Annotated in this window: 18 protein-coding genes; 10 read left to right on the top strand and 8 right to left on the bottom strand. The window is 57.5% G+C overall.

The features are described 5' to 3' along the window. Positions 1 to 5 precede the first annotated feature (5 nt). Both rnc and mutM read left to right on the top strand, forming a co-directional pair. Complete coding sequence (gene rnc / locus G538_RS0110805; protein ID WP_029069333.1) at positions 6 to 734, top strand: ribonuclease III; 729 nt, start codon at positions 6 to 8, stop codon at positions 732 to 734. Between the two features lie 8 nt (positions 735 to 742). Further along, positions 743 to 1,732 (top strand): bifunctional DNA-formamidopyrimidine glycosylase/DNA-(apurinic or apyrimidinic site) lyase, encoded by a 990-nt coding sequence (mutM, locus tag G538_RS0110800; protein WP_029069332.1) that lies wholly within the window; start codon positions 743 to 745, stop codon positions 1,730 to 1,732. 654 nt (positions 1,733 to 2,386) lie between these two features. Here the strand turns inward: mutM and G538_RS0110790 are convergent. The 3 genes from G538_RS0110790 to G538_RS0110780 form a co-directional block, all read right to left on the bottom strand. After that, on the bottom strand, positions 2,387 to 3,472 hold the full coding sequence (locus tag G538_RS0110790) for a competence protein CoiA family protein (RefSeq protein WP_169514115.1): 1,086 nt from the start codon (positions 3,470 to 3,472) through the stop codon (positions 2,387 to 2,389). Between the two features lie 434 nt (positions 3,473 to 3,906). Continuing rightward, positions 3,907 to 4,719 carry a hypothetical protein gene (locus G538_RS0110785; protein ID WP_157544434.1) on the bottom strand — a complete coding sequence of 271 codons (813 nt, stop codon included), beginning with the start codon at positions 4,717 to 4,719 and terminating at the stop codon, positions 3,907 to 3,909. Positions 4,720 to 5,516: 797 nt separating this feature from the next. Continuing rightward, complete coding sequence (locus G538_RS0110780; RefSeq protein WP_029069329.1) at positions 5,517 to 6,488, bottom strand: NAD(P)-dependent oxidoreductase; 972 nt, start codon at positions 6,486 to 6,488, stop codon at positions 5,517 to 5,519. 141 nt (positions 6,489 to 6,629) lie between these two features. Here G538_RS0110780 and G538_RS0110775 point away from each other — a divergent pair, with 141 nt between their 5' ends. Further along, positions 6,630 to 7,253 (top strand): response regulator, encoded by a 624-nt coding sequence (locus G538_RS0110775; protein WP_035834228.1) that lies wholly within the window; start codon positions 6,630 to 6,632, stop codon positions 7,251 to 7,253. A gap of 40 nt (positions 7,254 to 7,293) precedes the next feature. On the opposite strand, the gene G538_RS16355 is transcribed toward G538_RS0110775, so the two are convergent. From G538_RS16355 to G538_RS0110750, 5 genes are read right to left on the bottom strand one after another with little or no spacing between them, the layout of a single operon-like run. Beyond that, positions 7,294 to 8,532 carry a sensor histidine kinase gene (locus tag G538_RS16355; RefSeq protein ID WP_051196976.1) on the bottom strand — a complete coding sequence of 413 codons (1,239 nt, stop codon included), beginning with the start codon at positions 8,530 to 8,532 and terminating at the stop codon, positions 7,294 to 7,296. Positions 8,533 to 8,576: 44 nt separating this feature from the next. Continuing rightward, positions 8,577 to 10,325 (bottom strand): thiol reductant ABC exporter subunit CydC, encoded by a 1,749-nt coding sequence (gene cydC, locus G538_RS0110765; RefSeq protein WP_029069327.1) that lies wholly within the window; start codon positions 10,323 to 10,325, stop codon positions 8,577 to 8,579. Continuing rightward, positions 10,322 to 12,007 (bottom strand): thiol reductant ABC exporter subunit CydD, encoded by a 1,686-nt coding sequence (gene cydD / locus G538_RS0110760; RefSeq protein ID WP_029069326.1) that lies wholly within the window; start codon positions 12,005 to 12,007, stop codon positions 10,322 to 10,324. Before cydD ends, cydC begins: the two co-directional genes overlap by 4 nt. Before the next feature lie 58 nt (positions 12,008 to 12,065). Continuing rightward, positions 12,066 to 13,172: a cytochrome d ubiquinol oxidase subunit II gene (gene cydB, locus G538_RS16350; protein ID WP_084618323.1), complete on the bottom strand. Its 1,107-nt coding sequence runs from the start codon at positions 13,170 to 13,172 to the stop codon at positions 12,066 to 12,068. A 21-nt stretch (positions 13,173 to 13,193) separates the two neighbouring features. Further along, positions 13,194 to 14,684 (bottom strand): cytochrome ubiquinol oxidase subunit I, encoded by a 1,491-nt coding sequence (locus G538_RS0110750; RefSeq protein WP_029069325.1) that lies wholly within the window; start codon positions 14,682 to 14,684, stop codon positions 13,194 to 13,196. Between the two features lie 679 nt (positions 14,685 to 15,363). On the opposite strand from G538_RS0110750, the gene G538_RS16345 reads away from it, so the two are divergent. The 7 genes from G538_RS16345 (at position 15,364) to G538_RS0110715 (ending at position 25,286) form a co-directional block, all read left to right on the top strand. Beyond that, positions 15,364 to 18,453: an Rne/Rng family ribonuclease gene (locus G538_RS16345; protein ID WP_342664651.1), complete on the top strand. Its 3,090-nt coding sequence runs from the start codon at positions 15,364 to 15,366 to the stop codon at positions 18,451 to 18,453. 344 nt (positions 18,454 to 18,797) lie between these two features. Next, positions 18,798 to 19,106, top strand: coding sequence for a 50S ribosomal protein L21 (gene rplU, locus G538_RS0110740; protein ID WP_029069324.1), 309 nt, complete (start codon positions 18,798 to 18,800; stop codon positions 19,104 to 19,106). Positions 19,107 to 19,175: 69 nt separating this feature from the next. Next, positions 19,176 to 19,430: a 50S ribosomal protein L27 gene (rpmA, locus tag G538_RS0110735; RefSeq protein WP_029069323.1), complete on the top strand. Its 255-nt coding sequence runs from the start codon at positions 19,176 to 19,178 to the stop codon at positions 19,428 to 19,430. A gap of 93 nt (positions 19,431 to 19,523) precedes the next feature. Then, positions 19,524 to 21,053, top strand: coding sequence for a GTPase ObgE (gene obgE / locus G538_RS0110730; RefSeq protein ID WP_029069322.1), 1,530 nt, complete (start codon positions 19,524 to 19,526; stop codon positions 21,051 to 21,053). A 76-nt stretch (positions 21,054 to 21,129) separates the two neighbouring features. After that, positions 21,130 to 22,317: a glutamate 5-kinase gene (proB, locus tag G538_RS16340; protein ID WP_245566850.1), complete on the top strand. Its 1,188-nt coding sequence runs from the start codon at positions 21,130 to 21,132 to the stop codon at positions 22,315 to 22,317. Positions 22,318 to 22,404: 87 nt separating this feature from the next. Beyond that, positions 22,405 to 23,769, top strand: a complete 1,365-nt coding sequence (locus tag G538_RS0110720; RefSeq protein WP_029069321.1) for an MFS transporter — start codon at positions 22,405 to 22,407, stop codon at positions 23,767 to 23,769. Then, a complete protein-coding gene (locus tag G538_RS0110715) occupies positions 23,766 to 25,286 on the top strand; it encodes a pyridoxal phosphate-dependent decarboxylase family protein (protein WP_029069320.1) in 1,521 nt (506 codons plus the stop codon). The genes G538_RS0110720 and G538_RS0110715 overlap by 4 nt, the downstream gene beginning before the upstream one ends. The last annotated feature ends 19 nt before the right edge of the window (positions 25,287 to 25,305 follow it).

The raw sequence follows: 25,305 nt of genomic DNA, 5'->3' as shown, positions 1-25,305 counted from the left end.
CTCCGGTGGCTTCAGAGAAAAAAATCAAAGCCCAGCCGGCGTCAGAACTTCTCTCGAAGCTCGGGATCCACTTGGATCCCGAGCTTCTTGTTCTCGCCGTGACACACAGGTCATTCGCTCACGAGGCTGGTGGTATTCCGACCAATGAACGTCTCGAGTTTCTTGGAGACGCTGTCCTTGGTTTGATTAGCGCTGAGGCGCTGTACCGAACACACCCGGATCGACCAGAGGGCGACCTGGCTCGGATGCGCGCCGCAACAGTGTCGCAGCGTCCGCTTGCACAGGCCGCGCGCGAGGTTGATTTGGGCCAGTACATTTTGCTGGGCAAAGGCGAATCACGCACCGGTGGTGCGGAGAAAGATTCCATTCTCTCCGACACGGTGGAAGCGATTATTGGCGCGGTCTACCTCACGCATGGTCTTGAAGGAGCCCGCGATTTTGTGCACCAACTACTGGGTGATGCGATGCGCCGTGCAGCAGATCTTGGTGTTGGCTTGGATTGGAAAACCGCTCTCCAAGAGATTTGTGCCCGTTTAGGGTATCCGCAACCCACCTATGAGTACGTGTCTGAAGGGCCTGACCACGCCCGCGTTTTTACCTCAACGGTTGTTGTGAACGGGAAATATTACTCGTCAGGTACTGGGACGTCGAAGAAGCTTGCTGAACAACAAGCCGCTGAGGCCAGCTATGAACTCCTCAAAGCTGAAGCTGACGCTATGGATGCCGCAGAGTAGTCCACCCCATGCCAGAACTACCTGAAGTTGAGACGGTTCGTGACGGGCTGGAACGGCACATTATTGGTGCCACCATCACCCGAGCGACTGTGTTGCGGGAGTATTCGGTTCGCCGCCACCTCCTTGGCCCGGAACATTTTGTTGGGCAAGTTGCCGGTCAGGTTGTCACGTATGCGGCTCGGCGTGGGAAGTTCCTGTGGCTTGGTTTCGAAGGCTGCGATGATGTGTTGGTTGCGCATCTAGGGATGAGTGGTCAACTCCTTGTGCGTGATGCAGAGCCGACTGTTGATAGCCAGCACGCCGGCAATACCCAGCCTGCTGGTGATAGCCAGGCCGCAATTGTTGCGGCGGCGCCTGTCCACCCGCATCTGCGTGTCAGGTTTGACCTTGACCACCCTGCTGGGAAACGTGTTCTCGATTTTGTCGACCAACGGACCTTTGGGTACCTCGCAGTTACCGCAACGATGCCCACATCTGATGGGCTGGCCGCCGGTTGGGGAACAGAACAACCAGTGATCCCTGATCTTGCCGCGCACATTGCCCGCGATGCACTTGATCCGGCTATCGCACCAGGAACACCAGGGCGAAAAGCGCTTGTAGCCCGGCTCGCTACCCGCCCATCAGCCATTAAACGCCTGATCCTCGACCAGAGCGTAATCTCAGGGATTGGCAACATTTACGCTGATGAGTCGCTGTGGCGGGCAAAAATCCACGGCGAACGCCCAACGAACACGTTGAGTAAACCAGCATTGAACCGCCTCCTTGACCACGCTGTTGATGTCATGGGTGAGGCGCTCACGGTGGGTGGAACCAGTTTTGACGCGTTGTACGTCAACGTGAACGGGCAGTCTGGTTACTTTGACCGGTCATTAAATGTGTATGGCCGTGAGAACAAGCCGTGCCGCCGCTGCGGGTCACCTATCCGGCGCTCAGCGTTTATGAACCGTTCCTCATTCTGGTGCCCACGCTGCCAGCCCCGCCCGCGCCCCCTCACCTAACAGCAAAAAATGATCGAAAAGCGCGTTAGCAAACTCCGTCAGCACACCGCGTTTCAACACGTTGAAGTTCAATACGTTGTGCTTCGATGCCCTGTATCTGACATTTAGGTGTTTCTTCCCGGTCAGAATTGGGTATCTGTCTTGAAAGAACAACGGGTTTTCGTGTCCGAAGAAGGGAGATCGGGAGAGGTGGACATCGCCTGAGATGCCCGAAACCGAGGACACTCGTCGAGGGCTTAATGATTACGTCCTTGGCCCCACGATCGCTCCGAGGACTCTTTGTTATGCGCGTGCTGTACGCTGGCACCTGATCGCGACGACTTTGCTGCAAGCGTCCCGGTGCCACGGTCACCGGGACCTCACACCGCGGCTAGTTTCTCTAGCTAGTTCTAGAGCAGCGAGGATCACTGCTCATCCATCTTGGCGTGACTCGCAAGATTCTCGTCATATGTCCTGATGCGCCGGTTGGAGCTCATGAGGGGGGCGGTTCGTTTCACTGACAGCGGCTGCAATTTGCGCTTCGATGACCAACACACTTTCGGCACCTTCTCTTGGTCGAGGACGGAGCTGTGGTGCCGTCACCGGTCGCCCATTGTTTTCTCCAACCTAGTCAGTGATCGATGGTTCTGGCGGTGCTGGACCGACACTCTTGTCTCACATTCGGCCTAACCAGCCAGTAATCGCTTTCCACATTGATCGGCGTGGTGTGCGTGGTGGATTTTTTGACCGCGAAGTTATGGGATGTGGGCTCGCTAGAGGAGCTACTTCGTGAGGAGTTGGTCTAGTTTCCGGGGTGAAAGTGGCATGTGCTGTTGTTGAATGCGAGTCGAGTGCAACACCGGCCATAGAGTTCGGGTTTTCAACAGTGGACACGTCAACGCTCAGCTGAGGGCTTTGCTCTTCTTCCGTCTTGGCCTCTGCTGATGAGCCACTATCTGGCTGGTGTCTGGGCACGGTCACCCTTTCCGTATTTGGCACAGAGATTGAGGTTTTGCCGGTAGTCGGTGTCGCATCGCGTCGGTGCTCCGTGAGTAAGGATTTTACTCGGGCGAGGTCGTCGCGCAGGACCCAGACAAGCGCCGGCACTACACGCCAATCGCTCTTCTGCAAAACGAATGTGTTCGCCAGTATTCGGTCGCCAGTGATGATTTCACTGAGTACGGTTGCTAGCGAACGTGGCTTCCGAACCAGCGCACCGAGGCTAGGGTCGAATACCGCGATCGAGCCACTGGCGTAAAGGCGGGCCGTGCGTTCCTGCGAACTGTCCTCCCAAGGACGCTGTACTTCGTATCGGTTGTCTTTGTTTAGAACTGCTATGTAAATACCACCATGATTGAATACTTGGGTATTAAATGATTTATGTTCTTTTGTTCTCGGCGCCTTTGTTGGTTGCCAAGGTAACAGCCAGATTGTGGTCTCAACTCCAGCCGAAGTGCGCTGTGCTGTTCGGTGTTGGAAGTTTGTATCCCAACGTTGGTACTCAAGGGCAATGTTGTTGTCAGGTAGGAAGACATCCGCTCGTGTGAGCGGATGTTCGAGGACGGCTGCCACACCTAGGCTCTGCACAATCTTTAGCAGTCGACCTTTGATCCATAAGTGCTCGTCGCCTTCTGGCCCACCGCCTCCGACAAGATTGGACGGATCCTGCTCCACCTCGCCGTGGTCTACCCGCATCTCCACTAGATTGTGCGAACAACCTCCGGAACGGACTGCGAGGAAGCGCAACCCACTTTTGCTCATTCGCTTGGCTGTAAGCAGGGTTTCGCACGACTCAAGAAGACACTTCACCTGGATATTAGGGTTCTTGTAGATGAGCTCCCAATCGGCTTGATAGTTGACGCAAACCTCGACTGGCCCGTCGCCGCTGGGCGGGTCCAGCATCAGTCCGCGAACCTTCACCCGTTGCGTTCGGTGAGAGGTATGTTTCTCCTTTTGCTCTTGGTCGAAGGTTCTCCGTTCTCTGAAGGGCTGTTTGCCGGGGGTGGCCTTAGGGAACTGCTTTTGTCCTGCCGGTTTGTGGTTCATGTTTCTCTTCTACCGTTTCCCTCCGACAATTTGGACTCAAATTCCGCAAGGGCTCGTGTTCGCAGTCAGCAGCGTGTCAGTTGAACTGCTCCGGGCTGATGGAAGAAACTACTTAGACTAGGGCCAAGACCAGGTAAGGGGCGAATGCATTACCGTGGAACTGTGTGTCCATGCCCTGCGGACGGCCCTTGAGGAAGTGAAAATTCCATCCAGGTCCACTCCTGATCCTGATAACGCAGGAATCTGTGCCAGTAGTTGGACCAAACCCACAGGACATCCACCGCATCGAACCCGGCGGGCCGCGTTACCGGCGGATCAAAGTCATCAGTGAAGAACCGTACTGGCACGGCGTTGTGCATTGCGACAAGGAAGAGGTGTCGTTCCGTGACATCAGGAGCCTTAACAAGTTTTGCGATGTGGGAGGCCATGTGTGGCTGGTCGTGCCACGTTTCGACGACCTGCGAGAAATCGCTCAGCATGGTGCCGTTGATGAACTCAGCTCTAGAACGAGCGTGCACAGTGACACCAGGCATGAAGGAAGAGCGGGTCAAAGAGCCAAAGTCCGAACGGGAGAAGTGATGCAAATCGGGCTTTGATATGAGAGCTTCCTGTGGAAGATCCCGCGGATCATCAACTGCCCAGAGATCGCAGAGTTCCACCGCACGAAGTACCAGCCGTCGAGTTGACTTGTAATGAAAGCTGTCCTCGCTTGCACGGAAATCCCAAGATGATTTCGCTGGCCATTGCCACCCTTCAGCGGCGGCCAAGGCAAGCCATTCGATTGATGCGTGCTCGACGATGAGCGTGACTTCAAGCGCACCTGTGACGCCTTCTGGCCATCGAATCAGGTAGTCCACCGCCCCCTGTCTGCCATCGATGTCATGAGGTACCACACTTGCAGCAGTAGCATTGCCGACCAAACGTGCGGCTATTCGCTCAGCTCTATCCGAGAAAGTACTCACGATCCAAATCATCTCAAACCGCGACTAAACTTTGGGGGATGTGCCTCCTGCGTGGTGGCAAGGAACTCCGCTGACATTGGAGCGACCGTCTCCGTTAGCTTAGAGAGCGTTCCCAGGGTTGTCGTGCGGGATTCGCATTCCGCATCGCTGATGTGAGTGCTTTTGTGGCTCACACTGCGGTTGAAAGCGCCTGAGCGGTTCAGCCGTATTGCAGAAGAAAGGCAAGTAGGACTTGTCTAAACTGATGTACTGCGTTTATCCATCAGCGTAGCTACGTTCTCCATCCGGTTACGGTTTATGAGTCGCATCATTGCTATTAGGCTGCAAGGATCCGGTGGACAAAAAGAAGGGCAATCTGCTCGTCAGTTTGGTCGCTCGTGGAAGAAAAGTAGGTCCCTGCTCAGAATGTCTTTTTCGTGCTACCCGCTGAAACAACTAGTGGAGCAGAGAGATCTCTGGTTGGTGTGGCTCACCGGTCCAAGCAGCATGCGCAACCGATTGCCTCAAGTGTTGTCAGTGACGCCGTAAGCCGTGCTGACTACCTATTTGATCCTATCGTTTTCTGAATGCCATGTGGATGGCCATTGATGTGCGGGTCGACTTCTCATTCGACTAGTGCAACTTAAAAATACTAGTCATCACCTTTCGGGTCATTTTGACAGGTGACTCAACGTCTATAGCCGTGAGGCGAGCCGGACCGCCGCTGCGTTGAACCTATCTGGCGCTCAGCGTTTATGAACCGTTCCTCATTCTGGTGCCCACGCTGTCAGCCCCGACCACGCACCCGCACCTAACCCCTAACGGTCAACGACGTTTTCTAGTGGTTCTCCAGCAATAAAAGCAGCCAGGTTCTGTTCAAGGAAATGCGCTACCCCTTCAGGGCGACCACCAGCTGCGTGCGGGGTAATGACCAGGTTGGGGGCATCCCATAGCGGCGAATCCGCAGGTAACGGTTCTTTGCGAGTCACATCGAGGGCCGCACCACCAATATCCCCGTGATGTAACGCCGCCACTAGGGCAGATTCATCAACAGTGGAGCCACGCCCAACGTTGATGAACCACGCATGTGACGGCAAGCCTGAGAAAACATCGGCGTTAACGATGCTTTCTGTGCTTTCCGTTGAGGGGAGCACACTGATGAGTATGTCGGTGTGCTTGAGTACCTGCGGGAGTTCCTTCTCGGTGACCGTCACATACCCGTCGCGCGACTCAGCTGTTCGAGCAACTCCTATGACCCGTGCACCAAGGAGGGTGAGCATCGGGGCGAGGGCTTGTCCAATTGAACCAAACCCCCAAATAGTGACACAGGCGTTTTCTAAGGTTGATAGCCCGGGGAAACCGTGTGAAGTGGCCGTGCTGTTGTGCTGAATGCCAGGTGCTTGGATGCCTCCCAAGGAGGATTCCCAGCGGCCAGCGAGGCGGGCACCGTGCATTAAATCGAAACGGCGAGCAGCGACCAAAGCGAGCATGAGTGCGTGTTCTGCAACGGGGCGGCTGTGTAAACCGCGGGCGCTTGTAATCGTAACCTGGGGGCCGAAACCCGCTCCCTGCAGTGCATCCACACCAGCAGCAAGGGACGCTGCCCACTGAAGTTCAGGCAGATGTTTGGCACACCACGCGAGTTGGCGGCGTGAATTTCCCCAGACCACCAACACGGCTGCGTCGCGATGCTCAGGCGGGATCTCTTGGGCTGGGTCGTATTCCACGGTTTCGACACCTGGAGGTGCGGTGATGACTGTATCCATGGTGGTGGGCAGAAGAACCTTCATTGATTTAGCCTATCGACCCGTGAAGAACCTGCCAGTTCAAGACCTCAAAACACGGGGGATCCGATGGGGAAAGTGGCGAACACCGCATAGAATGGGGCTGTGGAGAGCACAGCAGGCGGTAAAACCGCAGACATCAGAGTCATGATCGTAGACGACCACGAAGTGGTTCGCCGCGGTATCGCAGAGGTCATTGACCGCACAGAGGGTATGGGGGTTGTCGCTGAAGCTGGGAGCGTCGCAGAGGGCGTTCGCCGAGCTGAGCTCGTGAATCCGCAGGTCATGTTAGTGGACCTGCAACTTCCCGATGGCACGGGCATTGATTTGATGCGCACTTTACGTCAGTCAAAGCCTGAGATTCGTGCGATTGTTTTGACCAGCTTTGATGACGATAGTGCGCTAGCCGCCGCCCTAGAATCGGGTGCAGCCGCATACGTGTTGAAGAGCGTGCGTGGAGCTGAAATCGCTGAGGTTGTTCGGGCAGTTGCTGCTGGGCGTGTTCTTCTCGATGAGCGTACTGTGACACGTCGACGTAAAGAACACGATGACCCCACTGAAGACCTCACCCCGTCAGAACTTCGGGTTGTTGAACTTATCGGTGAGGGACTGTCAAACCGGGAAATCGCTGAGCGGTTGTCTATCGCTGAAAAGACAGTGAAGAACCACATCACCTCGTTGCTAGCGAAAATGGGTTTGCAGCGACGCACCCAAGTTGCCGCCTGGGTGGCCGCCCGCAAACACCACGCATGGTCAGAGCCAGGTAAGTAAGACGAGGTAAGCAGAAGCAGCGCACATTCAGTGGGCCGCACTACCCTTCGGTGGTGCGGTCCACTGGTTCGCTCATCCGCGCCCCACCGATTGGAGCCGTCCAGCGTAGGATCGCGCCCCGGCCAGTGGGGGAGTTTTCAAGGGTGTATGACCCACCATGCTGGCGGGCTCGCGCAGCCAGGTTCCACGTACCGGATTTCCGCCCGGAAACGTCTTTCAGGCCAATTCCGTCGTCTTCGACCTCAACATCTACCCGGCCCGCTGTTTCCGGTGAGGTGGGGGAGTGGAAGTAGACGCGTACTGAAACTGATTGCGCTTGGGCGTGGCGGGCTGAATTCGCCAAGCCTTCACGGCACACAGCTAACACATCATCGGACAGCGATTTGGAGATCATCTCATCGATGGTGTCCTCCGCAGCATCCAACGCACCAAGGTCACGGTCATCAAGGGAGATCACCAAAGACGGTGCGAACCCCAAACCGGTGCGGGCCAACGCGGATTCACGCCGCAACCGCTCCACAATGCCTGTTGCAGCATCGGGGTCACGCAGTGAGTGAACGATAGAGCGAATTTCACGCACTGAGTTATCGATGTTATCCAGCGCCTCGTCGAGGATGGAGATCAGCCCTGCCTTGTCGAGGCCGCGCGCAGCCCGGCGGCGCACTACTTCAAGTTGCATTCCCGTGGCAAAGAGCTGCTGGATGGCAAGGTCATGCAGGTCGCGGGCAATACGTTCACGTTCCTCGACGAGTTTCCCGAGGTCTTGAGCTTGCCGGGCCTCAGAGAGTACCAATGCGAGGGCGGCTTGGTCCGCGAAGGATGAGGCACGTTCCAGGTCTTTGGTAATGAAAGATTCTTCGCCAACTTTACGCAGCAGCACCAAAACACCAACGGGTTTCTCGGGGGTTCCCATGGGGGCGTAGAGCGCTGGGCCAAAGCGGCGCATTTCCGGGTGGGAAAGGTTCCGTGCTTTAGACAGTGACGGAACAATTTTCGCTTTGCCGGTGCGTAGCGCAGTCCACGACAACCCTTCGCGTGGCATAACAAGCCCGAGGAGGTCTTCTGCGTTCCAGCCGCGCACAATTTCCATGACGAGTTCACCGCGTAAGCCTGGCAATACGAGGCCAGCGGTGTCTGCGTCTGCGATATCTCGTGCCACGGTGACGATGTGTTCTAAGACGTCCTCTTCCGGGGACCCTTGAAGGAGCATCGTGGTGATTTCAGAGCCGGCGCTGAGCCATTTTTCGCGTTCGATGGCATCTGCTTCAGATGGCAGCATAGGTGTTTCCTCGAGGAGTTGTTCGGGATCTTCTTGATGTCAGCCTACTGGACAATGGTGCCCTCAGCGGCGAGTGCATTCTGGTATGTCGGTGACTGGAGAAGCAGGTCATCATGGGTGCCTGTGAGATCGATGCGCCCTTGGGAAAGCATGATGATGGTGTCTGCTGAGTGGATAGGTGTGAGACGGTGCGTGGCGATAACGAGGGCGCGTTTTTTGTCATTGGCTGCGCTGTTCATGAGGTCGCTGATAAGGGTGTCTGCTGTGTGTGGATCAAGGTGTTCTGCAGGTTCATCGAGGAGCAGAATTGACGCTGAGGAACACAGCGCTCTAGCGATGAGGAGCCGCCGCCGTTCACCACCAGAAATGGTTGTGCCATCAGGACCAAGCAGAGTTTCTAGGCCGTCAGGCAGTGCTTCAACCCACTGTGATAGTCCAGCTTGGCGCAGGGCATCGTAAGCCTCATCGTGAGTGAGGTTGCCCCGGGCCGCACGGAGGTTTTCAAAGATGGTGGTATCGAATACGTGAGCATCTTCAGCAATGAAAGCGACGTGTTGTGCGAGGTCGTGCTGGTTCGCTGGGCCGATCCGACCGCCATCAAGGGTGACAGTGCCAAAATGCGGTGGAATCAGGCCTGCGAGGGTCATCAACAGGGTGCTTTTCCCTGACCCGGATGGGCCCACAATGGCCAGGGTTTCACCAGGGGACACTGACACGTTGACCTTTGAAAGGACAGGTTTTTGTGGCCAACCAACTGTGAGGTTGTGGGCCTCCAAGTGGCGGGTACCTGTCTGGGAGATGGGGTCAACAGCATCGTGGTTGAGGTTTTCGTCCGCTGCGTCGAGCAAAGCCATGATTCTGCTGGCTGCGGTACTTGAGGTGTGTAGTTGAAGGGCTGCGGCTGGGAGGCCTTGGTGGATTTCAAACACGGCGAGCGGCATGAGGACCACCACGGTGAGCGTGACCGGGTTCAGGGTGCCAGCGGCAGTGGCTGGGATAGCGACGAGAGCAGCGAGGAGCGCTGACGATACCAAAGCAAACACAAAGATCGCGGTGGACAATCCCTCGAGGCGAGCGTTGCGGTCGGTGGCACGGTAGAGATCCTGCTCGTGGCCTTCAAGCGCGGTCATCATTGTGGGTGCTGCCCCAGAGACGACAATGGGCCCTGGGGTGGTGAGGAGGTCATGGCTCAGGGAGGAGATGTCTGCTCGGGCCTGCGCTGTTTGTTGCTCTGATTCCCGCCCAGCTTTTTGCGCCAACCAGGGTGCTAATACTCCGGCGAGCAGCATGCAGAACAAGAGAGTGAGAGCAGCAGGAGGGTACAGCAATCCCACAACGAGGAGGGAGGCTGCGGAGAGCACAACTGCAACAAGGGCGGGGATGAATGCTTTAACGATCACATCACCAACGGCATCAACGTCAGAACCAACGCGTGCTACTAAGTCTCCGCGGGTGATCCGGGCAACGGCTGTGATGTTACCGCGTGATAGCCGGTCGTAAAGGTTTGTGCGCAATGCTGCCATGCCTTTGAGGGCAACAACGTGGGATGCGAGGCGTTCGAGGTACCGGAACAACCCGCGACTCACTCCAAAGGCGCGTACCCCAACCGTTGCGACAGAGAGCATCATGACGGGGGGCATTTGGGATGCGCGGGCGATGAGCCACGCTGACACTGCGCCGAGGGCGATGGCGCTACCTAGCGCTAACACCCCGGCGGTCACTGCTTTGATGACGTCGAAGGCGCTGATGTCGAGGAGCCGCAGTGCGCGCCTCAGGTCGTTGTGGCGTTTCATGCGTTCACCTGGGTGTGAGGGCGGGAAGTGACATCAGCAATGGTGTCTGCGACGTTGAGCAACGATGTGCGGTGTGCGATGACAATGACTGTGCGACCACTGTCAGCGAGGGAACGGATGGTGGCGATGACGGTACTCTCCGTGCCAGCGTCTAGGTGTGCGGTGGGCTCATCAAGGATGACAAGTTGCGCGTCTGAGAGGAAAGCCTGTGCGAGCTGTACCCGTTGGCGTTGCCCCACGCTAAGCCCCAACCCGCCGTGCCCCACGGTGGTGTTTAACCCGTTGGGCAGGTCAGCGATAACAGCATCCAGACCACTGGCAGAGAATGCTTGGGTGAGGCGTTCGGGGGAGTGCTGGGCGACGTTGAGGATCTCTGCGATGCTCGCTGGAGGCAGTGCGGCACGCTGGCTAAGCCACACGGTGTCTTTCCACAGGGCAGTGGTGTCGAGCTGTGACAGCGGGTATGACTTTTCTCCCTGAACCAGTGTCACGTCACCGCTGGTTGGGGTGAGTAGCCCCAACAAAGCTAAGACGGTAGTTGTTTTTCCGCTCCCGGAGGCGCCGCGTAGAGCGGTGATGGTCCCGGGGGCGGCGGTGACTGATAGGTTGTCCGGCGCGGCTAGCCCGCGCTCTGTGGACACAACCGTGAGATCAGTGACCACAATGCGTGTTGAGGCGAGGTTGGGCGGCATTGCAGTCCCTGCGGGCGGCACAGGAAGGTCGAGGATGTTCTTCGCGGCCTGCCACGCAGCGATTCCGTTGGTGGAAGCGTGGAAGTGCTGGCCCACTTGGCGCAATGGCAAGTACACCTCAGGGGCAAGCACAATAACGGCAAGAGCCGCCTCTAACCCCACGTTTCCGTATACAAGGCGTAAGCCCATGGCAACGGCAACGAGCGCAACAGACAGGGTGGTGAGTAGTTCCAGGACCATACCGGACAGGAAAGCGACGCGCAGGGTGCGCATCGTCGAAGCCGTGTAGGCGTCACCAAGTTTTTTGACTCGCGCAGCGGGGCCAATTTCGCGGCCAAATGCACGCAACGTGCCGAGCCCAGCAAGCAGGTCCAACACTTGGGCACCAAGGCGAGACATGACGACGAGTCTGCGTTGTGAAGAGTTTTGAGTCAGCGTCCCCACGAGGATCATAAAGATCGGTACGAGGGGCAACGTGAAGAAAATAATAAGACCTGAGGTGAGATCGAGCCCAAACACCACTGCGAGGGCGACGGGGGTGACCGTTGCGGTGAGGAGGAGTTGTGGCAGGTAATTCACAAAGTAAGGCCGCAAGTCATCAAGACCACGCGTAACGAGCGTGTGGGTGTCGCTTGCACGAGTCCCCGATTCGGTGGGTGCTGATAGCCACCGTGGGCCCAACTGGAGAACATGGTTCAGGATTTGCTCACGAAGCGTAATAATCACTTTCACGGCTGCCCGATGCGCGAACCTGGTTTGCGCGCCGGCGAGCGTAGCACGCGCCACGACCACGCACGCCAGGGCAATCAGTGGAGTGCGGACGTCGCTGAGTCCAGCGCCCTGGGACACAACTGGCGCAAGTACTGCTGCGATGAGCAGTGCTTGCGCCAGAATGAACCCCGACGTGATGAAACCGAGTGCGGCAGTGAGGATCACGTAGCCGCGTGCAGGTCGAGCCTGGGTAAGAAGGTCAGGGTCTAGCGGTTTCACTCAAATCCTTGGGGGTGTGGGCGTGTGGCCGGCAACCCGGCCACACGCAGATGTGGTGCTAGATGTCGCGAGTGGACGTACCGTCTGATTCGCGTCCCTGCGCCGAAGCGTCACCGTGGCTGACACCGTGTGAGGCATCGTCCTTGGGAACACGCAGGCTTGACAAGCCGATGGGGTCCGGAATGTGTTCCACCTTAATGCGTTTGCGGAACACCCAAATCGTCCACCCTTGGTACAGCAACACGAGTGGGGTCAGAAGCACTGCCACCCACGTCATGATAGTCAGGGTGTAATCGGTCGATGACGCGTTGTAGATGTCCAACGAGTTCTGACCGTTGATGTCGAGCATCACGTAGGGGTACATAGACCCGAAGATCAGCACAACGGCGGCAAGAATGGTGACAGCTGATGCGCTGAACGCTTTGCCCTCAGCCCCAACCTTGTTGAACATCCACGCGAGGATCAGTGAGAGCGCAGCAATTCCTGTTGCTACCCACGTCCAGGTGACGGAGTAGGCCAACTGGGTCCAGATCGCCCAGGAGCCAGCGGCGACGATCGCTGCGCCAATGAAACGTGAGGCGAGGCGGTTTGCGTCAACGCGCATCTGCCCGTCCGTTTTCAGCGCGAGGAACAAAGCGCCGTGGCTGAGGAAGAGCAGAAGCGTGACCACCCCACCAAGGAGGGCGTAAGGGCTGAGCAGCTCGAAGAAGCTCCCAACGACGTTGTGGTTCTCGTCAAGGTTGACGCCACGAACGAGGTTGGCAAACGCTACGCCCCATAGGATCGCTGGCACCCAGGACCCGAAGATGATCCCGAAGTCGCACCATTTCTTCCACTGTGGAGTTTCGATCTTTGAGCGGTACTCAAAGGCCATGCCACGGAAGATGAGTGCGATCAAGATCAGCAGGAGCGGAATGTAAAACCCGGAGAACATGGAGGCGTACCATTCGGGGAAAGCCGCGAATGTTGCGCCACCTGCGGTGAGGAGCCACACTTCGTTACCGTCCCAGATGGGGCCGATTGTGTTGATGACTGCTCGACGTTCTTTGTCGCTCTTTCCCAAAACAGGGAGGAGCATACCGACACCAAAGTCGAATCCCTCAAGGACGAGGTAGCCGGTCCACAGCACTGCGATGAGGATGAACCATAAGATGTTGAGATCCATTGTCGTGTCCCTTCTCCTGGCTCAGTATGCGAACGACAGCGGGGCGTCCGCGTCGTTGGCTCGGTCGGGGTTGGCCTCAGGGGACTCGTCGTGCACTTCTTCTGGTGCGCCGTGAGCCATGTACCGCCAGATAAGCATTGCCCAAACACCGGTGAGGAAGGTGTAGATCACGGTGAACAGGATCAACGATGCCAGCATGACGCCGGTGGACTGGTTTGTTGTTACCGCACCCCAAGTCAGCATACGGATTTGGTCGACGCCTGTTGGGTTTGGAGCAACCACCCAGGGTTGGCGACCCATCTCGGTGAAGATCCAGCCGAATGATGAGGCAAGGAATGGTGTTGGGATAGCGATCAAACCGAGGCGAGCAAACCAGCGCTTGTCTGTGACCCGGCCCTTACGGGTGAGCAACATTGTCGCTGCTGCCAGAGCCGCGGAGAAGATCGCGAACCCGATCATGAGGCGGAATGACCAGTACGTGATTGCCAGGTTAGGGCTGTAGTCGATGGGCTGACCATCTGGTCCAACATCCCCGTAGCGCTCCGCGTAGTATTCCTGTAGTTCGTCGATGCCGCGTAGCGGTGCGTTGAAGTCGCCACTGGCTAGGAAGCTTGTCGCGCCAGGGATTTCGAGAACGTGTTTGACAGATTTGCAGTCGTTGGTGAGGTCACCGATCGTCAAGATGGAGAAGGGTGCGCCGCCTTCAGGGGTGGTGCACAGTGCTTCAGCAGCTGCCATTTTCATGGGTTGCTGTTCAAACATGAGCTTCGCCTGGTAGTCACCCGAGATTGCAAGGCCAACTCCAGCAATGAGCATGGTGACCAGGCCCAGGTTCAAAGCAGGCTTGTAGATGTTCTTTGCGACGTTTGCGCGGCCGCGGCGGGTTTCCTTGACCATCCAGAAAGCGGCGATACCGGCGACGAATGTGCCAGCGGTCAGCCACGCTGCGGTGATGGTGTGAGGGAAGGCGGCAAGAACTGTTGAGTTCGTCAGCACTGCGACGATGTCGGTCATTTCTGCGCGCCCGGTTTCGGGGTTGTAGATCGCCCCGACGGGGTGCTGCATCCACGAGTTCGCTGCCAAGATGAAGTAAGCAGACAGTGACGTTGATACTGCAACAGCCCAGATACACGCTAGGTGGATCTTCTTATTGAGTTTGTCCCACCCGAAGATCCATAGGCCCAAGAAGGTTGATTCAACGAAGAATGCTGCGAGGGCTTCCATGGCGAGCGGTGCGCCGAAGACGTCTCCAACGAATCGCGAGTATTCATTCCAGTTCATGCCGAACTGGAATTCCTGCACGATTCCGGTAACAATACCGATTGCGAAGTTGATGAGGAGAAGCTTGCCAAAGAACTTCGTGAGCTTCAGCCACTTCTCATCTTGGGTGCGCACCCACATGGTTTGCATAATCGCGACGAGAGGGGCAAGCCCGATCGTCAGTGGCACGTAAAGGAAGTGATAGACGGTGGTGATGCCAAACTGCCACCGTGCGATATCGAGGGCGTCCATGATTCTCCACTGGTTAACTGACGGAAAAAACCTCTTAATCTGACGCTAGATTGGCAGCAGATTTTTGCTTGGGACCAAGGTCCCCATCTCGGGATGTGCGTGGTGACCTTCGCCTCCCTCTTTCGGCGTTCCAGCGGGTTTATTAAGCCCTCGGATCTGGAAATGACACTTGTCAGCAAAGTGTCATGACGCGGGACCTAGTGCCTAATAGTGATGAGGCCTCTGCGACACTGCAACATCTTCTGTTTCACTGCGCGGGTGATTGTTCTGCGGCAAACACCACGGTATGCGACTATTCGCTGCGTCGCCGCGCGTTCAGCGGGGTGTATGAGATACTTGGGACGTTGTCGAACCACACTTCGGTAACCATGGCATGAATCACCGCGAACGCCGATCATGCTGCCTGCCTTCCGCACACCGTGTGCACGACAGATTGACGCGCCACGAGGGCGCTCCCTGGCAGCAGCAGAAGATCGCTCGCCCTGATCAGTGCCCCTCCAGGACTTCCGTGCGACTGCCGCCATCAAGCAGTCCGCATGACAACATATCCGTGACGTCTAGGTGTGGCAGGCGGGCAACGGAATAGAGGAGTACCCCCGTGGCATCCGGAGAAGAATCTCACGAGACACGCCCGAACTCGACGTCTGAAGAATCGGGTTCGAAGCCCGCGAGGCGCCGAGTGACCCGCCAAGTATCGTCTCCGTCAGTTCAGCCCGTGACGTTCCTGACTGCTGAGACCCCCGCGCCAACGCAGCGTCGGACAACAGCAGGGAACGCAACGGTAAAGGCAGGTAGTGGTGAGGAAAAGCCTCAGCGCCGCGCCCGCCGGGCAACATCGGATGGCAAGACAGCCCCGGTGTCGTCAGGAACGCCTACGCGCGAAAGTGCAGACATTGACGTTATTGCATCGATCGCAGCGTTGACGGGTAAGGGAGTCGAAGCGCCCACTCAGGCGTCGAGCAATACACCAAACTTCGCTGCCATTGAACAGGCCATTGACCTCGATACTGTTGAAAAGCAGCATGACAAACAACACGGTGTTCGCCGTGACTCGGCTGATAAAAAGCCTGCAGGGTCATCACGTCGATCAACTGCGAAGAAAACTGCAACGGCGCAAACACCTCCTGCACCTGTTGAGGAAGCTGCAGCAGAGCCAGCAAAAGAGGCTGCCCAAGACAAGCCTCGCCGTCAACGCACTCGCCCAACACGCGAAGTTTTCTCCGCACCAGCCCCCGCAGCGCAAGAGCGCCCAGCCGCCCCGTCGCGTCCGCGTCTCGCTACCACGGCTTTGCTTTTCCAAGCGCCTGACCTGACGACAGTGCCTCCTGCTCCCAGCGTTCCTGAAGAGCCAGCTCAGGTGGCGGAGGAAACCGCAGAGCAGCCCGCCGAGCAAACTCCGCAAAAAACTCAGCGCCAACGTCGGAGCCGCGCGGACAAACCTGCCCAACGCGCAGCATCACGGCCCGTCCCAGATGCTGAGGAGGCTCCTGAAGAAGAGGAAGAAACCTCAACATCACCAGAAGCTGAAACACCAGAAAGCTCCGACGATTCACCACGTCGCCGCCGTCGCCGGGGGAGCAGGGGCCGCCGGAACCGTAATGGCAACGGTTCGGAGGAGGACGCATCTGACGATGAAACACAGGACAACACCCCTGAAGCTGAACAACCTGAGGATGTGACTCCGGAAGCCTCGACTGACGATTCTGAAGACGACACCGATTCAGAAGACGCGGAAGAAAGCGCAAGCAGCCGCCGCCGTCGGCGCCGTCGGCGTACACGTGGTGAGGAAACCGACGCAACGCGCCGCCGTTCCACACATGATGAAGTCACTGCGCTGAAGGGCTCAACCCGCCTTGAAGCGAAACGCCAACGCCGCCGTGAAGGTCGCGATGCTGGCCGCCGCCGCTCCATCATCACAGAGTCTGAGTTCCTTGCGCGCCGTGAAAGCGTTGACCGCTCCATGGTGGTCCGTGAGGTCAACGGCCGTACCCAAATCGCAGTTCTCGAAGACGGCATCCTTGTTGAGCACTACGTTTCCCAACAGGAACAAGCGTCCATTGCTGGCAACGTTTACCTAGGGCGAGTGCAAAACGTACTGCCATCCATGGAAGCGGCATTCGTTGACATCGGTAAGGGGCGCAACGCTGTGCTGTATGCCGGTGAAGTGAACTGGGACGTTCACGGCATTGAAGGGCAGCCGCGACGCATCGAAGAGGCATTGAAGTCGGGTGACTCTGTCTTGGTTCAGGTCACTAAAGACCCAATTGGTCACAAGGGTGCCCGCCTGACCTCGCAAATTACCCTTGCAGGTCGCTACCTGGTCTACGTGCCAGGTGGCGGAATGACTGGGATTTCACGCAAACTCCCAGACACCGAACGATCACGCCTCAAGCGAATCCTGAAAGAACTTGTTGCCGAAGGTGCCGGTGTCATCGTGCGCACGGCGGCTGAAGGTGCGTCAGAAGAAGAGCTACGGGCAGACATCCACCGGTTGCAAACCCAGTGGGAAAAGATCGAGAAGAAGCGTAAGAGCGCCAACGCGCCAGCGTTACTTCAAGGTGAGCCTGACCTAGCTATCCGTGTTGTACGAGACATCTTCAACGATGACTTCAACTCCCTGACCGTTCAGGGTGACCAAGCCTGGCAGGACATCTCGGAGTACGTCACTGCCCTTGCTCCAGACCTCGCTGACAAGGTAAAGCGGTGGACATCAGAGCAGGACATTTTCGCAGGTTCCCGAATTGATGAACAACTGGCTAAGGGCATGGACCGTAAGGTCTGGTTGCCCTCGGGTGGATCGCTTGTTATTGACCGCACCGAAGCGATGACGGTCATTGACGTGAACACGGGCAAGTTCACGGGTGTCGGCGGAACGCTGGAAGAGACCGTTACTCGAAACAACTTGGAATCTGCCGAAGAAATTGTGCGGCAACTCCGTTTGCGGGACATCGGTGGAATTATTGTCATCGACTTTATTGACATGGTCCTCGAATCCAACCGTGACCTCGTGCTACGCCGCTTGGTGGAATGCTTGGGCCGTGACCGAACGAAACACCAGGTCGCAGAGGTAACTTCTCTTGGTCTTGTCCAGATGACCCGTAAGCGCGTGGGGCAAGGCCTTGTTGAGGCGTTCTCTACAACCTGCGATCACTGCAACGGTCGAGGCTTTGTGGTCCACGCGGACCCAGTGGAAAAGGGGGGAGTTGCGCCAGCTATCTCCTCACCACAACCTGAGGGTGAGTCAAAGCGCAGCAAGCGACGCCGGTCCAAAGATTCGAAAGAGAACAAAGAAACCAAGGAAGCCTCAGAGCGCCAAGCCCAGGACTCCGACGCTGCATCGCAAACTGACGAGCCGCACCATGAAGATGTCACTGCGACACTTGCTGCAATTGCGGCAGCGGCCGTCCACGCTCACGACTCTGAAAAGGAGAAAGAGCCAGCGGCTTCCACTCCGCTACAGGAGAAGAAGTCTGAGGTAACCTCACCTGACGCGGTATCTAGTGCCACTGCTGCCCCCCAAGGGAGCGAGAGTTCTCCTGAGGTTGCTACAGACAAGCCAGTCAAGGCTGCTCCACGTACCCGTTCACGCCGTGCTGGGCGCTCAGCTGGGCGACCAACAGGGCAGAGCGAGACACGCAATGCTGAAGTCACGCCCTCAGCTGCCCCCGAAGAAACCGGGGGCAAAGCCGTTACGCAAGGTTCTGAGCACGATCACACGGTGGCTGACACGGTGACAGGAACCCCCACATCGGGTGACTCCAACCAGTAAGAGGCCTGAAAAGGACAAACCTCATTGGGTGGTGATGCCTAGGGATAACTTCCCGAGACATCCCCACCCAATGACGTATTACGCGTCACACGGCAAGTGTTCGCCAGGAGCGTCACGCGTGCCGTAGTATTGAATATGGTCATCCGACCGATGGCACGTGCAGTTAAGTGTCACATGAAGTGTCACAGGGCCCGTGTGCGGTAGATGGCTGTATCTCATTTGACCCTGGGATAAAGATTCCGTAATCTTGAACGTCGGCGCTTATGCGCGCGTCCCATCGTGTGATCCTGGGTCAATCCCAGTAGAGTGCACGACCAAGAGACTAAAGAGAGTTGAGCAGCAACGTGGTTTACGCGATCGTCAAGGCTGGTGGCCGCCAGGAGAAGGTTTCTGTTGGCGACGTCGTCGTCGTCGACCGTCTTTCCGGCGACGCTGGCGAGTCCGTTGAACTTCCTGCGATCCTTCTCGTTGATGGTGACAATGTCACCACTGACGCGGACACACTCGCGAGCACAGTGGTGACTGCTGAGATCCTTCGCGATGAGAAGGGTCCCAAGATCACCATCCTTAAGTACAAGAACAAGACTGGTTACCGTAAGCGCCAGGGTCACCGTCAGAAATTGACCCGCCTTAAGGTCACCTCCATCAAGTGAGTTTGATGGTGCTTCCTTTCCGGAGCACTAGGTAAACCCCGCACAGACTTAGGAAAGACAGGTACTGTCATGGCACACAAGAAGGGTGCGAGTTCCACTCGCAACGGTCGTGATTCAAACGCTCAGCGCCTCGGCGTCAAGCGTTTCGGCGGTCAGGTTGTTAAAGCCGGTGAGATCCTTGTTCGCCAGCGTGGAACACACTTCCACCCAGGTGAGAACGTGGGCCGCGGCGGCGACGACACTCTGTTCGCTCTAACAGCTGGTGCTGTTCAGTTCGGCACCCGCCGTGGACGCAAGGTTATCGACATCGTCGAAGCCGTCTGAGTTCACACACAGCTTTTTCATGAGGGACGCACCGCGGGTGCGTCCCTCTGTGTATGTTGGGATAGAAAACATCCCTAAGGAAGGGAACCAAGCATGGCTTCATTCGTTGACCACGTAGTGCTCCACGCGCAAGGTGGCAATGGCGGCCACGGTTGCGCCTCAATCCGGCGGGAGAAGTTCAAACCCCTCGCAGGCCCTGACGGAGGTAACGGCGGAAACGGTGGAAGTGTCATCCTCCGCGTTGACCCACAGGTGACAACACTGTTGGACTACCACCACACCCCACACCGCGTTGCTCCTTCAGGAACCTTTGGCATGGGCGACAACCGTCACGGCGCCAAAGGTGAAGACCTTGTTCTTGGGGTACCTGACGGCACCGTAGTTAAAGACCAAGAAGGCAACATCATCGCTGACCTCGTTGGTGAAGGTTCAGAAATGATCCTTGCCGAAGGCGGCCATGGTGGCCTCGGCAACGCAGCACTGGCGTCAAAGCGACGCAAAGCACCAGGGTTTGCGCTTCTTGGCGAACCTGGTGAGGAAATCACCATCCGGCTCGAGGTGAAATCCATTGCCGACGTTGCGCTTGTTGGTTTCCCCAGCGCCGGTAAATCCTCACTGATCGCAGCAATGTCCGCTGCCCGCCCAAAAATCGCTGACTACCCTTTCACCACACTGGTGCCTAACTTGGGTGTAGTGCAGGCAGGGGAATTCCGGTACACCATCGCCGATGTTCCCGGGCTCATCCCCGGCGCAAGTGAAGGAAAAGGCCTTGGCCTTGACTTCCTCCGCCACATTGAACGTTGCGCCGTGATTGTTCACGTCCTTGACACTGCAACACTTGAACCAGGGCGTGACCCAATCACTGACCTGGAAACCATCGAAGCTGAACTGCGGGCATACAGCGAAGAGCTTGAACTAGGTGGCTCACGCATTCCCCTGCACGAACGCCCACAATTGGTAGTCCTCAACAAGGTGGACGTGCCCGATGGGCAAGACCTTGCCGAAATGGTTGAACCAACCCTGACCGAACGCGGTCTACGGACATACCGTGTCTCAGCGGTAACTCATGCAGGTTTGAAAGAACTCTCATTTGCTTTGGCGAAGTACGTTGACTTCGCACGGAAAAACAACCCTGAAGCAGGCGACCAGCGGGTTATTGTGCGTCCAGAACCCATCAACGCCCGTGATGACAAAGGCTTCTCAGTACGCCGCCGTAATGAACACGAAGGTTACTACTTCGAGGTTCGCGGCAGTAAACCCGAACGCTGGGTCCGTCAAACAGACTTCAACAACGACGAGGCCGTGGGTTACTTGGCAGACCGCCTGGCCACGCTCGGTGTCGAAACTGAACTCTTCAAAACAGGCGCTGTGGCCGGCGACGAAGTGCGCATCGGGCCACCAGAAAACTGTGTTGTGTTCGATTGGGAACCAACAATGACCACAGGTGCAGAGTTCCTGTCAGGTCCCCGAGGCACAGACCTTCGGTTGGAAGAAAGCCAGCGACCAACCCGTGCTGAGAAACGCCGCGACTACTACGACCGCATGGACGCAAAATCAGCGGCTCGTGATGAACTATGGACCGAACGTCAAGCTGGGCACTGGACCGAACCAGACGCTGACTAGAAATACCCGTGTGTAAGCGTTTCGCATATAGCGGACGCTTACACATCGGGAGGGCGCAGTGTAGAACAATAGAGGGATGAGCGATATGCCACCTCAATACCGCCCGAAGAAAGATCTCCGATCAGCAATTACCGACGCAGCCCGCGTTGTGATCAAAGTTGGATCCTCATCTCTCACCCACCCAAACGGAACACTGTCCGTTGAAGCCGTGGATAGGCTCGTTGATGTCATCGCACAACGGCACCGTAGTGGCCGCCACGTTGTTCTCGTAACATCTGGGGCCATCGCTGCAGGCATCGGCCCCATGGGGCTTGTATCCCGCCCCAAAGACCTCGCCACCGCACAGGCCACAGCATCTGTAGGTCAAGGACTCCTTGTTGCCCGCTACCAAGAAGCATTTGCCCGCCACGGCTTGCAAGTAGGGCAAGTCCTCCTCACAGCGGACGACACCATGCGCCGCGGTCACTACTCCAACGCTCGGCGCGCCATCGAGAAACTCCTTGCATTGGGAATCGTCCCCATCATCAACGAAAACGACGCTGTCGCAACCGACGAAATCCGTTTTGGTGACAACGATCGCCTCGCAGCATTGGTGTCACACATTGTGAGAGCTGACGCACTGATGCTCCTCACCGACGTCGATGGGCTCTACGACGGACCCCCAGCAGACGCAGAAACCCGCAGAATCCCCGTGGTGAAGAACTTCTCAGAAATCGCAGATGTTGAAGTGACCTCAAAAGGTTCCGCCGTTGGGACAGGCGGAATGGTGTCTAAACTCGAGTCTGTACGTATCGCCACAGCAACTGGAATCCCCGTTGTCCTCACTCGCGCATCAAACATTGCAAAAGCACTAGATGGGCAAGACGTTGGTACCTGGTTCTGCGTGACCGGTAAACGTATGACCCGGCGCCGATTGTGGCTGGCATACGCAGCACGAACCCAAGGGACCATCTTCGTCGATGCCGGTGCAGTCGCTGCGGTACTGGCAGGGCAAGCATCACTACTCGCTGCGGGAGTGACCGGGTTTGCAGGCGAATTTGAAGCAGGCGATCCAATTGAGATTGTTGGCCCAGACGGGCAGGCAGTAGCACGTGGACTGGTTGCGTTCGATTCACTGTACCTACCCGAAGTGGTGGGACAGTCGACCTCTGAACTCCGCGACGCCCTCGGTGCAGGATTCGATCGAGCTGTGGTGCATCGTGATGATCTGGTCTTGTTGCACCGGAAACGCGCCCCTGCACCAAGTTTCCCTCCAGTGCGCTAGGCACAGGTTCCCACAAAGTTTCCATGTGGGGAGTTTTCGGTGTGTTCACACTGCTGACCCGGCACTTCACGCCTATGCTTAGTGCCCATGAGTGACATCTCACACACACTGTCCCGTTCAGAGGTTGCCCGGTTCGCCACAGGCTCCCTAGGCACCGGAGGATTTGGTGCACTACCAGGCTTAGTGCTCGTCTATTTCCTCACTGACACCCTTGCGGTGACCGCACTGATGGCGGGCGCAATCCTTGCGCTCGCCAAAGTGTGGGACGTCATTATTGACCCAATCATTGGTGCAGCCTCAGATGCCGACTACCGCCGCACCGGTTCCCGCCGCCGTTTCATGCTCTTGGGAGCGTTCACTCTCCCAGTGTTTTTTGCCCTGACATTTGCGGTACCGCCGATGTTCGGCCCAGCAGCATCAGCAGTATGGGTGCTCCTCGCATTTGTTGGGTGTGCAACAACGTTTTCGCTGTTCCAAGTGCCGTACATCGGGCTACCAGCGGAAATGACCAACCACTATGACGAGCGCACGAGGCTCCTCACCTGGCGCGTTGTGGTTCTCACCGTTGCGATTTTGCTGTTCGGCGGCGGAGGACCAGTCCTGCGTGAACTCGGAGGCGACAATGCCCGCCTAGGCTACGTCATCATGGCGGTCGTTGCTGGGCTCGTTATGGGAATCGGTTTTTTCGTTGCCGCCCGATCAGCCCCCCGTCACCCCGTCACAACCAGCGGGGTGACGGCACCAGCACCCGGGGGAGTGTGGCACACCTACCGTGCCGCATATGCGGTGCTCCGTGACTCCCAACCCTTTAGGGTGCTGCTCGCGACGTTCCTCATCCAAGGATTAGGCATCGGTGCGATGCTTGCCGGTGCACAATATGTCGCCAAGTGGGTGCTTGGGTCTGAACTCGCAGTGACACTGCTCTTTGTCGCTCTCATCGCACCAGCACTCGCCATGGCACCCGTATGGCAACGTGTTGCCCGACGCGTGGGGAAAGAACGCGGATTTTTGTGGGCATCCTTGATCTTCATGGTGGCTTCAGCGTCGTTAGTCTTCCTCACCGTAAGCGCCGGACTATGGCTGTACCTACCCGTTGCGTTCTGCGGAGTAGCCTACGCCGGTATGCAATCACTGCCTATGGCGATGCTTCCCGATGTCATTAGCCACGAAGATCACGCCCGGCCCGATTCACGCGCCGGAATATTTGGCGGAGTCTGGACTGCAGGCGAAACCACCGGAATGGCACTGGGTGCCGTCATCTTCACCGCTGTACTGACCGTAACCGGGTACATCGAATCTGCGGCTGGTGTAGACGTCACCCAACCGGAGGGCGCCATCACCGGCATCATCGTGGCGTTCTCAATCCTCCCAGCCCTATGCACCGGGCTGTCCCTGCTTTTCCTGCGCCGCTACCGGCTCCGCAGAAATGACTTCACCAAGGCGGACCAATGAGTTACCCAAGCGAAGCGCCCTATGCGCACGTCCTCAAGAAACTCCAAGAATTCCGGGCTCGCGACGCCCCCACACAAGGCGGCTCCGTACTCAGCTACGTCTACGATTCCGGGCGCCCAGAATTAGACGAACTCGCAGGGCATGCCCATCTCCTCACCCAAACAGTCAACGCCCTAGATCCCACAGTATTCCCCTCCGTCGCACTCATGGAACGCGACATTGTGGACTTCGCACGCGACATTTTCCACGGCGACACCGACGTCTTCGGGACAGTCACCTCCGGAGGTACAGAATCCTGCATGCTAGCGGTCAAAACAGCCCGCGATCTGTGGCGCTCAAACCGTGGCCGCCACGACATCGGGAAAATCCTTGCACCCGTCACCGTGCACGCAGCATTCCACAAAGCAGCACACTACTTTGACCTCACCCTTGACCTTATCCCCGTAGACCCCACCACCGGTGAAGTCAGCGCAGCAGACCTCATCGCCCACATGGACGACGACGTCGCACTGGTCGTCGTTTCCGCACCGAACTACCCCTACGGGGCCATCGACCCCATCGAAGAAATCGCAGCTGCCGCCAAAGAACGAGGTATCGCCTGCCATGTCGACGCATGCATCGGCGGATTCGCCCTCGCATGGTGGGACACCCGCACCCCCTGGGACCTAGCCGTCGACGGTGTCACCAGCCTCTCCGCAGACCTCCACAAATACGGGTACGCGCCCAAAGGCGCCTCCGTGCTCCTCCAACGCGGAACCACCCGCCAACGCGCCCAATACTTCGCCACCCGCGCATGGCCCGGATACCCAGTCGTCAACTCCACGATGCTCGGTTCAAAACCAGCGGGACCACTCGCAGCAGCCTGGGCAATCATTACCTACCTCGGACGCGATGGATTCCAAGAACTGACCACAAACATTGCCGCCGCCACCAACGACATCCGTACCGGGCTAGAAAAAATCCCCGGCCTACGCATCATGGGAAACCCCGACAGCCCACTACTGACTGTCATCACAGACACCTCCTTGCCACGCAACGAACGCGTCGACCCACACCTCCTCGCCGACGCAGCACGCAACCACGGCTGGATGCTCCAACACCAACCTGGCATGACCCAAAGCGACGGCACCCACCTACCCCACAATGTGCACCTCACCATCACCCCCGTCACCGCGCACCACACCGCACGATTCCTCACCGACATCACCGCCGCCGCAGACACCGTGCGCGGAATGCCAGGCCTACCAGACTCAAAAATCATTGGCGAAACCGCCCGCCAACTCAACGATGCGTTCGACACCCACCTTGGCCACGCATCCAACACCACCGGCGACTCACCAACCGCCGCCGCTATCCTCACACGCATAGGCATCAACACAGCAGACGCAGGCATGCCACAAGCCATGGCACCACTACTCGCCCTCCTGCAAAACATCCCCAACCACGTCGGCGAACGCCTCCTCATCGAACTCATCGCGGAACTCTCTCAACCCCAACCACGCCCCACCCCCGAATAACACCACCAGCATGTTCACC

It is taken from the genome of Jonesia quinghaiensis DSM 15701 (genome assembly GCF_000423205.1).
Classification (GTDB): Bacteria; Actinomycetota; Actinomycetes; order Actinomycetales; family Cellulomonadaceae; genus Jonesia; species Jonesia quinghaiensis.
This window is presented reverse-complemented; position numbering and strand designations above follow the sequence as displayed.